The sequence below is a fragment of the uncultured Escherichia sp. genome (genome assembly GCF_948475835.1).
Lineage (GTDB): Bacteria > Pseudomonadota > Gammaproteobacteria > Enterobacterales > Enterobacteriaceae > ECMA0423.
In genome coordinates this window covers 1-13,007 of sequence record NZ_CAOLGM010000022.1, presented here as the reverse complement: position 1 = coordinate 13,007, position 13,007 = coordinate 1, and the positions used below count along the sequence as shown (strand labels likewise).

Annotated in this window: 11 protein-coding genes, 1 tRNA gene and 1 other RNA gene; 1 reads left to right on the top strand and 12 read right to left on the bottom strand. The window is 51.4% G+C overall.

Translation table 11 applies throughout. The features are described 5' to 3' along the window. Positions 1–136 precede the first annotated feature (136 nt). A complete protein-coding gene (locus QZF50_RS06720) occupies positions 137–244 on the bottom strand; it encodes a type I toxin-antitoxin system toxin Ldr family protein (protein ID WP_001295224.1) in 108 nt (35 codons plus the stop codon). 475 nt (positions 245–719) lie between these two features. Between QZF50_RS06720 and QZF50_RS06715 the strand changes: the two genes are divergently transcribed. Further along, positions 720–1,991: an aromatic amino acid transport family protein gene (locus tag QZF50_RS06715; RefSeq protein ID WP_001307456.1), complete on the top strand. Its 1,272-nt coding sequence runs from the start codon at positions 720–722 to the stop codon at positions 1,989–1,991. Positions 1,992–2,020: 29 nt separating this feature from the next. Here the strand turns inward: QZF50_RS06715 and dppF are convergent, their stop codons facing one another. The 11 genes from dppF to QZF50_RS06660 form a co-directional block, all read right to left on the bottom strand. Continuing rightward, positions 2,021–3,025 carry a dipeptide ABC transporter ATP-binding subunit DppF gene (dppF, locus tag QZF50_RS06710; RefSeq protein ID WP_000107035.1) on the bottom strand — a complete coding sequence of 335 codons (1,005 nt, stop codon included), beginning with the start codon at positions 3,023–3,025 and terminating at the stop codon, positions 2,021–2,023. After that, positions 3,022–4,005, bottom strand: a complete 984-nt coding sequence (gene dppD, locus QZF50_RS06705; RefSeq protein ID WP_001196496.1) for a dipeptide ABC transporter ATP-binding protein — start codon at positions 4,003–4,005, stop codon at positions 3,022–3,024. The genes dppF and dppD overlap by 4 nt, the downstream gene beginning before the upstream one ends. Before the next feature lie 10 nt (positions 4,006–4,015). Then, a complete protein-coding gene (gene dppC, locus QZF50_RS06700) occupies positions 4,016–4,918 on the bottom strand; it encodes a dipeptide ABC transporter permease DppC (RefSeq protein ID WP_000084677.1) in 903 nt (300 codons plus the stop codon). A 9-nt stretch (positions 4,919–4,927) separates the two neighbouring features. Then, a complete protein-coding gene (dppB, locus tag QZF50_RS06695; protein WP_000938855.1) occupies positions 4,928–5,947 on the bottom strand; it encodes a dipeptide ABC transporter permease DppB in 1,020 nt (339 codons plus the stop codon). Between the two features lie 150 nt (positions 5,948–6,097). Continuing rightward, positions 6,098–7,705 (bottom strand): dipeptide ABC transporter substrate-binding protein DppA, encoded by a 1,608-nt coding sequence (gene dppA / locus QZF50_RS06690; protein ID WP_001222883.1) that lies wholly within the window; start codon positions 7,703–7,705, stop codon positions 6,098–6,100. Positions 7,706–8,449: 744 nt separating this feature from the next. Further along, positions 8,450–8,583, bottom strand: a non-coding RNA gene (locus QZF50_RS06685) — RtT sRNA. 34 nt (positions 8,584–8,617) lie between these two features. Then, a tRNA-Pro gene (locus QZF50_RS06680) sits at positions 8,618–8,694 on the bottom strand. Positions 8,695–8,785: 91 nt separating this feature from the next. Then, positions 8,786–10,477, bottom strand: a complete 1,692-nt coding sequence (eptB, locus tag QZF50_RS06675) for a kdo(2)-lipid A phosphoethanolamine 7''-transferase (protein WP_001269222.1) — start codon at positions 10,475–10,477, stop codon at positions 8,786–8,788. A gap of 252 nt (positions 10,478–10,729) precedes the next feature. Further along, the gene (lpfE, locus tag QZF50_RS06670) at positions 10,730–11,254 is read right to left on the bottom strand and encodes a long polar fimbrial protein LpfE (RefSeq protein ID WP_000831422.1); all 525 of its coding nucleotides are present in this window, start codon (positions 11,252–11,254) and stop codon (positions 10,730–10,732) included. Between the two features lie 5 nt (positions 11,255–11,259). Beyond that, positions 11,260–12,315 (bottom strand): long polar fimbrial protein LpfD, encoded by a 1,056-nt coding sequence (gene lpfD, locus QZF50_RS06665; RefSeq protein ID WP_000694926.1) that lies wholly within the window; start codon positions 12,313–12,315, stop codon positions 11,260–11,262. Positions 12,316–12,325: 10 nt separating this feature from the next. Further along, the coding region (locus QZF50_RS06660) for a fimbria/pilus outer membrane usher protein (protein ID WP_160461606.1) at positions 12,326–13,007 on the bottom strand (682 nt) is incomplete at its 5' end.

Sequence of the window (13,007 nt, the reverse complement as noted above, 5' to 3'; positions counted from 1 at the left end):
GTGCTGCGCATTCCGCAGAATATTATCCGCTTGCAACCGTTGCATTTTTCTTACGAAAAAGGCCGCAGAGTTTCACCCCTGCGGCCTGATCCGGGCGCAAATTGCCATTACGGCAGCCTGACGCCCGCATGGCACGTTACTTCCGCTTGTTCAGCCAGTTCACGATCATACTGGCAAGAATGCCAGCAATGACCGGAGCCGCTAAATCATGCCAGAAGGCCATGCCCAGTTCTGCGAGCGTCATATAGCCGCCTGTGTTGTAATGACAACGTTTCGCGGCTATTCTTGAGTTGTTCAGGTTCAAGAATGGCCCCCGTGATGTTGTCAGGTGCATACCTGCAACGTGCGGGGGTTTTCTCTCTCCAGCAACCAATGCCACCAGGGATAAAGCCCCCGCAACATTGCGCCTCACCGGAACCCTTCCGGCTTGCCGCTGATTTTACGATTGCTTTTTACTGTCAGCACCCGGCAATCTTCCTCATTGCGTGATGCCTTCCAGCTTAATTTCTTAATTTGCAATAGTTGCAGTTCATATCCGGGCTGACTCCAGACTGGTAGTGAAATGCGCAATTTTGTAGAATTGCGCCTCCTCGCGACCTCCCCAGTGAATCTGTTGCCTCATTTTTTACATACTGCGTATTCGACTTCTCCACCTGTTGCGCAAGAGAATCTGGGTTTATTCATTTTTGCGAGGCCGACTTCTTTCTGGACAGGACTTTATGCAGCACAACACACTACCGAAACACGATCAGAAATTGCCGTTTACACGCTACGACTTCGGCTGGGTTTTATTATGCATAGGCATGGCGATTGGTGCCGGAACCGTGCTGATGCCAGTACAAATTGGCTTGAAGGGAATTTGGGTATTTATTACCGCAGCGATCATTGCTTATCCTGCCACTTGGGTAGTGCAGGACATTTATTTAAAAACCCTTTCTGAAAGCGATTCCTGTAATGACTACACCGATATTATCAGTCATTACCTGGGGAAGAACTGGGGAATTTTCCTCGGGGTTATCTACTTTTTGATGATTATCCACGGGATTTTTATCTACTCTCTCTCCGTGGTTTTCGACAGCGCCTCGTACCTGAAAACCTTCGGTTTAACCGATGCCGATCTTTCACAATCTCTACTTTATAAAGTCGCTATTTTCGCCGTACTGGTGGCGATTGCGTCTGGTGGTGAACGATTACTGTTTAAGATTTCTGGGCCAATGGTGGTGGTCAAAGTAGGGATTATTGTCGTGTTCGGTTTTGCGATGATCCCGCACTGGAATTTCGCCAATATAACCGCCTTCCCGCAAGCCTCCGTCTTTTTCCGCGATGTCCTGCTTACCATTCCCTTTTGCTTCTTTTCTGCGGTATTTATTCAGGTACTTAACCCAATGAATATTGCCTATCGTAAACGGGAAGCGGATAAAGTACTGGCAACCCGGCTCGCGCTGCGTACCCACCGAATTAGTTATGTCACGCTCATCGCGGTGATACTGTTTTTTGCCTTTTCGTTTACCTTCTCAATTAGCCACGAAGAAGCCGTTTCTGCCTTTGAACAAAATATCTCGGCACTGGCACTGGCCGCGCAGGTGATCCCTGGGCATATCATTCATATCACCTCTACGGTACTGAATATCTTTGCCGTACTGACCGCATTCTTTGGCATTTATCTCGGTTTCCACGAGGCCATTAAAGGCATTATTCTCAATCTGTTAAGCCGTATTATTGATACCAAGAAAATTAACTCACGCGTGCTGACTCTGGCGATCTGCGCTTTTATCGTCATTACGTTGACGATTTGGGTTTCGTTTCGTGTATCGGTGCTGGTGTTCTTTCAGTTGGGAAGCCCGTTATATGGCATTGTGTCGTGCCTCATTCCGTTTTTCCTGATCTATAAAGTCGCACAACTGGAAAAACTTCGCGGATTTAAAGCCTGGCTGATTCTGCTGTACGGCATTTTGCTATGCTTGTCGCCACTGTTGAAGCTGATTGAGTAAACCGGAGCACAAGGCTCCGGTTTTGAACATTACCGCTGCGGATTTTCATCCTGATCAACGGCAAAGCAGGCCACCAGTTGACCGCCGTAATCTTTCAGTGCTGGCTGCAACTGGGTGCAGGGGCCGAAGCGTCGACGACAGCGGGCGTTGAAGGCGCAACCCGGCGGAGGATTCAGCGGGCTTGGCAGTTCACCGGTGAGCTTGATGCGCTCGCGGCGATCGTCCGGGTTCAGGCGCGGCGTCGCGGAGAGCAGCGCCTGAGTGTAAGGATGACGCGGGTTATTGAAGATTTGGTCCTTCGTCCCCTTCTCCACGCAGCGGCCCAAGTACATCACCATCACTTCATCGGCAATGTGCTCCACAACCGACAGGTCGTGCGAGATAAAGACATAAGAAAGCCCCAGTTCCTGCTGCAAATCCATCATCAGGTTGAGCACCTGCGCGCGCACCGAGACGTCCAGCGCAGAAACCGGTTCATCGGCAATCACCACGTCCGGGTCGAGCATCAGACCACGGGCAATAGCGATACGCTGACGTTGTCCGCCGGAAAACATGTGCGGATAGCGGTCGTAATGCTCGGTTTTCAGGCCGACTTTCGCCATCATCGACAGGGCTTTTTCCCGACGCTGTTCTTTGCTTAAGCTGGTGTTAATAAGCAGCGGCTCTTCGAGAATTTGCCCAACTTTTTTACGCGGATTCAGCGAACCGTAGGGATTCTGGAAGACGATCTGGATTTTCTGCCGACGCAGCTTCTGCGCCTGCGGATCGTGCTTAAGCAGATCCTGCCCCTGGTAATACAGCTCACCGCCGGTGGGCGTTTCGATCATCGTCAGCAACCGACCGAGGGTCGATTTACCGCAGCCAGATTCGCCCACTACCGCCAGCGTTTTGCCACGTTCAAGGTTAAACGAAACGCCGTCCAGCGCCTTCACCAGACGTTCCGGCGCAAACATCCCTTTCTTCACCGGGTAATGTTTTTTCAGGTCAATCGCCTGCAACAGCGGTTGTTGCGAGGTGGCCTCTTGCGTACTCATAGTGTGGGCCTCCCGGCATCATCAAGTGGGTAATGGCATTTGGACTGACGCCCGTCAGCGAGCATATTCAGCGCCGGTTCTTCAGCGCGACATCTGTCAGTGGCATAGGGGCAGCGCGGGTTAAGCAGGCAGCCGTTCGGGCGATCGTACTTGCCGGGAACGACGCCAGGCAACGATGCCAGACGTTCTTTGTCCTGAGCAAATTCCGGCAGCGCACGCAGCAATGCCTGAGTATACGGGTGACGCGGCGCATGGAAGATGGCATGCGCATCGCCCGTTTCCACCACCTGGCCTGCATACATCACGATGATTTTATGTGCCGCTTCCGCCACCAGCGCCAGGTCATGGGTAATTAACACCAGCGCCATGTTCTCTTTCTGCTGTAGCTCCAGCAACAGTTCGATGATTTGCGCCTGAATGGTCACGTCCAGCGCGGTGGTCGGCTCATCGGCAATCAGCAGTTTTGGTCGACAGGCAATCGCCATGGCGATCATCACGCGCTGGCTCATGCCGCCGGAAAGCTGATGCGGGTAAACATCCAGACGCGAAGCCGGATCGGGAATACCGACCTGATTCAGCAGGTCAATCGCCCGCTGACGGCGGGTACTTTTGTTGCCGCCCTGATGCACCTTAATCGCTTCCATAATCTGGAAACCCACGGTGTAGCACGGGTTAAGGCTGGTCATCGGGTCCTGGAAGATCATCGCCACTTCGGCACCCACCAGGTTGCGGCGCTCTTTTTCCGAGATACGCTGCAAATCCTGACCGTTAAACACCAGTTTTTCCGCCATTACGCGGCCCGGATAATCAATCAGCCCCATAATCGCCAGGGAACTGACCGACTTACCGGAGCCGGACTCACCCACAATCCCAACCACTTCGCCCTGTTTTACGCTGTAGCTGATGCGGTCTACGGCGCGGAACGGTGCGCTTTCGTCGCCGAAATGCACCGATAATTTATCTACATTTAATAACGCCATCTCGAACCTCTTACTGCTTCAGTTTGGGATCGAGCGCGTCACGCAGACCGTCACCCATCAGGTTAAATGCCAGCACCGTCAGCAGGATCGCCAGACCCGGGAAGGTCACGACCCACCAGGCGCTTTGCGCGAACTGCAACACGTCGGAGAGCATGGTGCCCCACTCCGGCGTTGGCGGCTGTGCCCCCATGCCGAGGAAACCAAGAGCAGCCATATCGAGAATGGCGTTAGAGAAACCGAGCGACGCCTGAACAATCAGCGGCGCAAGGCAGTTCGGGAAGATGTTAATAAACATCTGACGCATCGCCCCGGCACCCGCCACGCGAGACGCGGTGACGTAATCGCGGTTAACTTCCACCAGCACGGCGGCGCGGGTTAAGCGCACATAGTGCGGCAAGGCAACGAAGGTCAGTGCCAGCGCGGCGTTACCAATCGACGGGCCGAAAATTGCCACCAGCACCAGCGCCAGCAGCAGACTTGGCAGCGCCAGCATGATATCGACCACGCGCATAATGATGTTATCGACCAGGCCGCCAAAGTAACCGGCGATCAGGCCGAGAATAACGCCCATAATCAGCGATAACACAACTACCAGACAGCCAACCAGCAGCGACAGGCGCGCACCGTACATCAGGCGCGACAGCACATCACGGCCTACGTCATCGGTGCCCAGCAAGTGCGCCATGCTGCCGCCTTCCTGCCAGGCTGGCGGGGCGAGCAGTGCATCGCGGAACTGTTCCGCCGGGTTATAGGGTGCAATCCAGTTGGCAAAGATCGCGATGAACAGCACGATGACGACGTAAACCAGCCCGACGACCGCGCCTTTGTTGCGTTTAAAATAGTGCCAGAACTCCTGTAACGGGGTCATCGGCACCGGTGCGCTAATCACTTTATTTTCAGTAACCTGTGACATGATGTCCCCTTACTTCTTATGACGAATACGCGGGTTCACCACGCCGTACAGCAGATCGACCAGCAGGTTGACGAGGATAATCATCGTCGCCACCAGCAATACGCCGCCCTGCACTACCGGATAGTCGCGGCGTTGCAGCGCGTCAATCAACCAGCGCCCCAGACCGGGCCACGAGAAGATGGTTTCGGTCAGAATCGCCCCCGCCAGCAATGTTCCCACCTGCAGGCCGATAACGGTCACTACCGGCAGCATCGCGTTACGCAGCGCATGGACGATAATCACCCGCATGCGGGTCAACCCTTTGGCGCGCGCGGTGCGGATGTAATCTTCACCCAGCACTTCCAGCATCGAGGAGCGTGTCATACGTACAATGACCGCCAGCGGAATAGTACCCAGCACAATGGCCGGTAAGATCATATGGGCAACGGCATCGATAAAGTTGCCGTCTTCACCCCAGATGGCGGTGTCGATTAGCATAAAACCGGTTAACGGATTGGAGTCATCGAGGAACACCATATCGCTCACGCGACCGGAGACGGGCGTCAGGTTCCAGTGCACCGAAACCAGCATGATCAGCATCATGCCCCACCAGAAGATCGGCATCGAGTAGCCGGTCAGCGCCAGGCCAACTGCAGTGTGATCGAAAATGGAACCGCGTTTAACCGCAGCCAGCACACCAACCGGAATACCGACTGCCGTAGCAAAAATCATCGCGCAGACGCCAAGTTCCAGCGTGGCCTGAAAGCGCGGCACGAACTCTTCCCATACTGGAATTCGGCTTTTCATTGAAATGCCTAGATCGCCGTGCATTACGCCCCAAATGTAATGGAGATACTGCTGCCACATCGGTTTATCTAAGCCGAGTTCAGCCAGCAGCTGCGCGTGACGCTCAGGGGAGATCCCACGTTCGCCCGCCATGATCATCACCGGATCGCCCGGGATCATGTGGACAAAGGCAAATGTGAGAAGGGTAATACCGATAAACGTGGGGATGACGAGTCCCAAACGTCGGAGAATAAACTGCAACATAACCCGGATTCTCTATAATGACCCGCAGCCTGGAACTGCGTGTCTGTATTGCTCACAAATCAATTCCCGCCCTTGTCGGACAGAGAATGAAGTATTGCTGCCGGATGGCGCTGCACGCAGAGGCACAGCGCCACCGGGTATGGCTTTTAATTATTCGATAGAGACGTTTTCGAAGTGATGTTTGCCTAATGGATCAACCACATAGCCTTTAACTTCTTTACGTACCGGTTCAAACACGGTGGAGTGAGCGATGATCAGTGCCGGAGCCTGATCGTGCATCACCACCTGTGCTTGTTTGTACAGTTCAACGCGTTTGTTATGGTCGTCGGTAGCACGCGCCGGTTGAATCAGATCTTCAAACGGTTTGTAGCACCATTTTGAGTAGTTGGAGCCTTGTTCAGAGGCGGCGCAGCTGAACAGGGTGGCGAAGAAGTTATCCGGATCCCCGTTATCGCCAGTCCAGCCCATCATTACCGTCTGGTGCTCGCCATCTTTCGCACGCTTGAGGTACTCACCCCATTCGTAGGTGACAATTTTGGCCTGCACGCCGACTTTCGCCCAGTCTGCCTGAATCATCTCCGCCATGCGGCGAGCGTTCGGGTTATACGGACGTTGTACCGGCATCGCCCACAGGTCGATGGAGAAACCTTTTTCCAGACCCGCTTCTTTCAGCAAGGCTTTCGCTTTTTCAGGATCGTAGGTGTAGTCCTGAACGTCGTCGTTATAGCCCCACATGGTTGGCGGGATCAGGTTTTTCGCTGATACACCCGCGCCCTGATAAACCGCTTTGATGATCGCGTCTTTGTTCACCGCGTAGGTCAGAGCCTGGCGAACTTTCACGTCATCCAGCGGTTTTTTCTGCACGTTATACGAGAGGTAGCCGACGTTCAGCCCCGGCATTTCCATCAGGTTGATGGATTTATCCTGCTTCATGCGAGCGATATCTGCCGGGTTCGGGTACGGCATCACCTGGCATTCATTCTTCTGCAATTTCGCGTAACGCACGGAAGCATCAGGGGTAATAGAGAAGACCAGCGTATCGATCTGCGGTTTGGTGCCCCAGTAGCCATCAAACGCTTTGTAGCGGATACGGGAATCTTTTTGGTACTGCTGTAACTGGAATGGACCGGTTCCGATTGGGTTGAGGTCCAGTTTTTCCGGTGTACCGGCTTTCATCATCGCATCAGCATATTCTTTTGACAGAATAGAGGCGAAGTCCATTGCCAGATCAGCGAGGAACGGCGCTTCCGGGCGAGTCAGCACGAACTGAACTGTGTTGTCGTCCACCTTTTTCACTTCGCTGATCAGCTCCGGCAAGCCCATGCCTTCGAAGTATTCGTAGCTACCGCCAGAAACTTTATGGTACGGGTTTTGCGCGTTTTTCTGACGATCGAACGAGAACACCACGTCATCGGCGTTCAGTTCGCGCGTCGGTTTGAATTCTTTATTGTCATGCCACTTCACACCTTTACGCAGATGGAAGGTATAGGTTTTACCGTCTTCGCTGACTTCCCACTTTTCAGCGAGGCCCGGGATCACTTCAGTGGTGCCGATTTTAAATTCAACCAGGCGGTTATAAAGCGGTACGGAAGAGGCGTCATAGGTGGTGCCGGAGGTAAACAGCTGCGGGTTAAACCCTTCCGGAGATCCTTCTGAGCAATAAACCAGAGTTTTAGCCTGAACACTTGCTGCGACGGTCATAGCCACCAGGCTGAGACCAAGCTTCAGCATCCCTGACTTTTTCAAGGAAATACGCATTATTCTGCTCCAATTGTGATGTTTGTTGTTTTAACCCTTTGCAGTGGGTTGTCGCTGCCTGACCTTTTTTGTTTTTTGCCCGGTCGGGTCAACGTTATGAGGTGGGGATGCCGTACTAATTAACATCAGTGTAACAGTGCGGATCCTCCATAAAATGCCCCTCGTGACCTACAATCTGTCAACAGAATGTGAAAACGTCAATACAGCCAACCGGGATTTACACCAACGGTGAGAATCCACAAACAAAGATTAAAAAAACTTCAAACAGCTATTTGCAGCAGAGAAATTTGTGCTACTCCAACATGACCAGAACAATCAGCTTAATATTTAGCAACATTTGGTGATTAAGTTTTATGCATTTAATGAAAAAAATCTGAGGAAAAGGTGGATATCTGAGCGATTAATACCATGAACGCTAAAACGCACAGCGGAAAATGCCAGCGCCAGCCATAAGTAACGCAAAAAAAGATTTAAGCAAATATAAAAAAAGACAATGGTTTCTGTCACAAATCCGTTAATGGATAGTGAGATATGGGGCGCAAATTTGGCAGGGAAATGTGTGGCGTGTAGGTCGAATAAGGCGTTCACGCCGCATCCGACAATAAGTGCGGTGCCGTTGCCTGATGCGACGCTGACGCGTCTTATCAGGCCTACGTCGAGTCGAACCTCCCCGCCCCCGGAGGTTCTCATCCTCATGAGCTACAAATGCAAAAAAGCCTGCTCGTTGAGCAGGCTTTTCGAATTTGGTCGGTGATAGAGGATTACTCGCCACTTCGTGGCTCGCCCTGCGGGCCGTTGCTGGCGCAACGTTCTCTCGCTTCGCTCGAGTCGAACCTCCCTGCCCCCGGAGGTTCTCATCCTCATGAGCTGCAGATGCAAAAAAGCCTGCTCGTTGAGCAGGCTTTTCGAATTTGGTCGGTGATAGAGGATTCGAACCTCCGACCCCTTCGTCCCGAACGAAGTGCGCTACCAAGCTGCGCCAATCACCGAATGCGGGGCGCATCTTACTGCGCAGATACGCCCTCGTCAATCCCTTAATAGCAAAATGCCTTTTGATCGGCGAGAAAGTCAGCAGGCCGCTTAGTTAGCCGCTGCCTCTTTTGCCTGCGGGATGTGACACCAGTTGTTGTTTTCGTTAATTCCACCATCCGGTGAAGTATAGCCAAGACAACCCATGATGGTGTCGTACAGCTCTACGTGACGGCGTGGCACTTTCATGTCGGCTTCTTTTTTCAGCTGCGCAAACGCCTGCGCATTGGCCGGATTTTCCAGATATTTATCTGACATCCAGACCATCATCGGTACGCGGAACTGCTCCGGCGGTGCCAGTTCACGCGGCGTGCCGTGCAGGTGCTCGCGTTCATTAATTGACTCACCGTGGTCAGCTGCGTAGAACACAATCGCTTTCTTATCGCGAACCTGATCAATCACGCTGGAGATAAAGTGATCCACATAGGTCACCGAGTTGTCATAGGAGTTGATCATCTGCGCTTTGGTACAGCCGCTATCAACACCAATACATTCCGGCTTCCACTGCGCGAAGCTACGCGGATAACGCTGGGTGTAGTTAAAATGCGAACCTTTGGTATGCAGAATGATCAGATGCTTACCATCCGGGTTGCGCCCTAGCGATTGCTGCATTTCGTCTACCAGCAACATATCATCTACCGGCTTGCCACGATTACGTGGCTCCGCACCAATCTGCTCACGATAAGCAATGTTGTCCGCCATCGTGTTGCTGTAGAACCACATTTCGCTCTGCATAGCGTAGAGGTCAGAACTGAATCCTAACTGCTTCAGAACCGCGAAAATGTTCTGTTCTTTTAATGTGCGCTGCGGATTATCTTCCGCGCCCCCCTGACGTACAAACATGCAACGCAGTGAGAGTTTGGTTGCGGTATCACAGGAGTAACCACGGAACGCCGCCAGATTTTTCTCCTGGGCCAGTTTCGGCGTGGTATTACGCTCATAGCCGAAAATGCCCATATGGTCCCAACGCGTGGTTTCACCGATGATAAACACGACATAAGTGTCATCAACGTTTTGCGGTGCCTGATAAGTGAATTTCTTCGCCGGATTAAGCAATGAATTATTATCGGAAGATTCATCGACCCGCGCCCAGGCATACAGCCCCAACGCAGAAAGCCAGTTTGATGGCAGATAAGAGTTCGCTACGACACCGCCATAACTCGGCAAATCAACGCCGGTCGCCCTCTCCACTTTCTTCTGCTGGATATCCAGCAAACGAATCGGTGCCCAAACCATAATACCCGCCAGTACGACGACCGCCAGGCTGCGAATACGCTGCCCTGGGGTTCGCAGTTGTCGGAGCAAGGTGTAGCGACAGCGGTTATTCCAGATAAGGATAAGAGGCAATGCACTAACGGCGATTAACCAGAGAATAAAGTTCAGACCAACAACTTCTTTTGACAGGTCGATATCGGTGGTCATGACGGAAGCGATGATGCCATAACCAATGACCACATTAAGGAAGGTCATGTAATAGCTGGCACCTGCGGAAAAGAGCACCACCAGCGACGCCAGAATACGCCAGCTGCGGCGGCCAAACAGCGATAGAAGACGTAGTAAAAAGAAGGTCACCAGTACGGTGGCGGCCAGTTCAACAACAGCAGAAACGCCTTTCCAGACGGTAAAATCGTGCGCATAGCTGCCGAAGCGGCGATAAAAAACCGCGCCATTCATAAAAAGGCCAATATAGATTGCAAGCAAAAAGCTCAGCTTCTGCTGTGTAATCGATTTGATGTATCTCATGCAAACAAACCCTGGACAAACAGGTGATAACACCCTGCTTAGCGGCTTTTCAGGCCCGGCAGGGGAAAAGTGCGGAGGTAGTCAGATAAGTAAAATCTACACGCGCGAATAAGTAGACCACAGCAAAGCGAAAAAGTGTGGGGAAAGAGTGTGCATGAAGCACAAATTTACAAAAATGCAAGTTTGAAAAGAGACTTTAGCGTTACAAAAAGCAGTAAAAAGGGCCAGTTAACTGGCCCTTAAGATGTGAAATTATTCGTACTGTACAGTAAAGTCGACCGTTGCATCTGCGCGACCAATAGTTGCATCGGCGCGAATAGGCACGTAGCTGGCGATATAGTTCAGTTGATGTGCGCCATCACCGTTAATTGCAAACTCAACCGGTGTCGGCGTTGTATTTTCCGGGAACTGTTGTACTCCAGCAGCGGTTTTGATTTTCAGCCCAACGCCTGTAGCGCCACCCGCATCCAGCGCAAAAAGATTTGAGTCGTCTGCATTGGGTGTACCGTCCATAGTCACGTAGGCTCTGACCACTTCGCTACAGTTTTTCAGGCCGATGGAAAAAGGAGTGGGATTAATTTCCGTTCCGATTCTTACCGGCTTTTTGAGAACCGCGGTGCCCATGTCAACCTCAACGCTGTCTTTCACCAGTTCGCAAGCACCCTGGCTGATTTTAAGGGTGAATTTCAATGTTCCTTTCGGCCCTAAATCCGTGGTTGCCGCGAATGACGAAAAGGAAAGAGGCAGCAGGCATAACGCAAGTATTGTTCGCTTCATGACTGTTACTCCAGTTCGACATGTATGGTAGCAATACCGCTATAATCCCCGGCAGCGGGTAATTTTCCGGTAGTGCTAACGGGATAAGCGGTAATTGTGGTTGTCGCTTTGCGTTTGACATCTTCATACAGCGAGCCTGGGTTCATTTCTAATAAGCTATTACTGTCATTCGGCTTAAGAATATTACCTTTACCGTCCTCAATGACTGCACCAACATCGGCGTTGCCTAAATCAATTGCGCTGGGATAGGCAGTATTTGGTGTTGCATCAATACTGAGATAAATTTTGACGCCATCTGAAATATTATTGCAGTCAAAGCTTAATTCTTTTTGTACCTTCTGAACATTTTGTGGTGGTTGTCCGGCACGCCCTTTAAAATCATGGGCCTGATATTCTCCGAATGGAATATCCAGTACGGTGCCAGCGGCAAGTTCACAGCCTTGAGTAACTGTAATACTCCCGGAAATACTGACATTGGCCATGGGCTGACTATCATTGTAAACACCTTTCTTTTTTGTCCCAAAGAGGGACGCAACTCGTGTTTTAGGAATAATCATTTGCCCAACAAAAGGATGTGAAATATAAATACTGATACTTCCTTTACCACCTGTCCCCCAATTGTTAGCAGTATAGGGCGTACATTCTTTCTGTGCCGTGCCATTGCTTCGATCGGTAAAAGGCACCGGGATATCTAATTGTGTGTAGACATATATTTTGGTGAGAATATCAATGTAATTATTGAATTTATAGTACCCATCTACAGTTCCAGGCTCAGGCAGAAGCGTTACACCTTTAAAATAAGTCACAACTCCATTATCTGGAATGGGATCCGGGCATTCACAATAAGCGGAATATTTTGTACCTAAAGCAAAGGGCTGAGTTAATATTTTCCCAGCCTTATTTTCTGAAGGTACCTGGATAGTCTGTACGAAATCAAAACTATACTCATGGGCCACCCCATTTGATGTCTGACATGGTCCCCAATCCGCAGCCCATATATTTCCAGCAAAAGTGCTCGTCCCTAACAGCACCATACCTGCCAACAAATTTTTAATTTTCATCTAAATATCCTTATTTCTCGCATACCGCATTAACCATCACGATAGCCGCATTGTCCTTGTTCTCTGGCAAGCGGAATGGCACACGGCAACGTTGCGCCTGCTCGTTCCCCCAGCTCACCTGCAATTCGCCCTCTTCTGGCATCCCGCTGATATAAAGCTGTCCTTCTTCACCCACAATGCTGCTGGCAGGTTTGCTCTCATCAATTAACGCTGCGGTTGCACCAAACGGTACTGCGTTGCCATTCGCCTGTTTTAAGCTCATCAGCACACGGTAACCGACGCGGGTATCAAAGCGGGAACGCACAACTGCACCACGAGTAGGCACGACTTTCTGGAACGCTTCCTGTAGTTCAACGTTTTGCCCCAACGTGTCGCTACGCAATTCCACAATGGTTTCACGATATGGTGTGAGATAAGGCACCACGGCGTTGCCCATCCAGTCAACTTCTACGCCGCTGCTGTTAACCACATGTCCACCACGCGCGCCCGGTGCAGAAACAATCGCCAGACTTTCGCCTAAAGGCTGCGAAAGCGTTATACCTTCACTGTGAACGATGACACCGCCGCGCACGCCATAGTTAACCTGTTGGTTATCTTTAGAATAGTTATAGCCTACGTCAATGTTACCAGAGCCACCCATATACCCCATGTTGACGCTGCCACTGTAGCCTACGCCATTACTGGTGTAACCC

Bases quoted from the DNA above. Each gene is read 5' to 3' on its own strand.
- QZF50_RS06720 (WP_001295224.1), bottom strand. From the start codon at position 244: ATGACGCTCGCAGAACTGGGCATGGCCTTCTGGCATGATTTAGCGGCT.
- QZF50_RS06715 (WP_001307456.1), top strand. From the start codon at position 720: ATGCAGCACAACACACTACCGAAACACGATCAGAAATTGCCGTTTACA.
- dppF (WP_000107035.1), bottom strand. From the start codon at position 3,025: ATGAGTACGCAAGAGGCCACCTCGCAACAACCGCTGTTGCAGGCGATT.
- dppD (WP_001196496.1), bottom strand. From the start codon at position 4,005: ATGGCGTTATTAAATGTAGATAAATTATCGGTGCATTTCGGCGACGAA.
- dppC (WP_000084677.1), bottom strand. From the start codon at position 4,918: ATGTCACAGGTTACTGAAAATAAAGTGATTAGCGCACCGGTGCCGATG.
- dppB (WP_000938855.1), bottom strand. From the start codon at position 5,947: ATGTTGCAGTTTATTCTCCGACGTTTGGGACTCGTCATCCCCACGTTT.
- dppA (WP_001222883.1), bottom strand. From the start codon at position 7,705: ATGCGTATTTCCTTGAAAAAGTCAGGGATGCTGAAGCTTGGTCTCAGC.
- eptB (WP_001269222.1), bottom strand. From the start codon at position 10,477: ATGAGATACATCAAATCGATTACACAGCAGAAGCTGAGCTTTTTGCTT.
- lpfE (WP_000831422.1), bottom strand. From the start codon at position 11,254: ATGAAGCGAACAATACTTGCGTTATGCCTGCTGCCTCTTTCCTTTTCG.
- lpfD (WP_000694926.1), bottom strand. From the start codon at position 12,315: ATGAAAATTAAAAATTTGTTGGCAGGTATGGTGCTGTTAGGGACGAGC.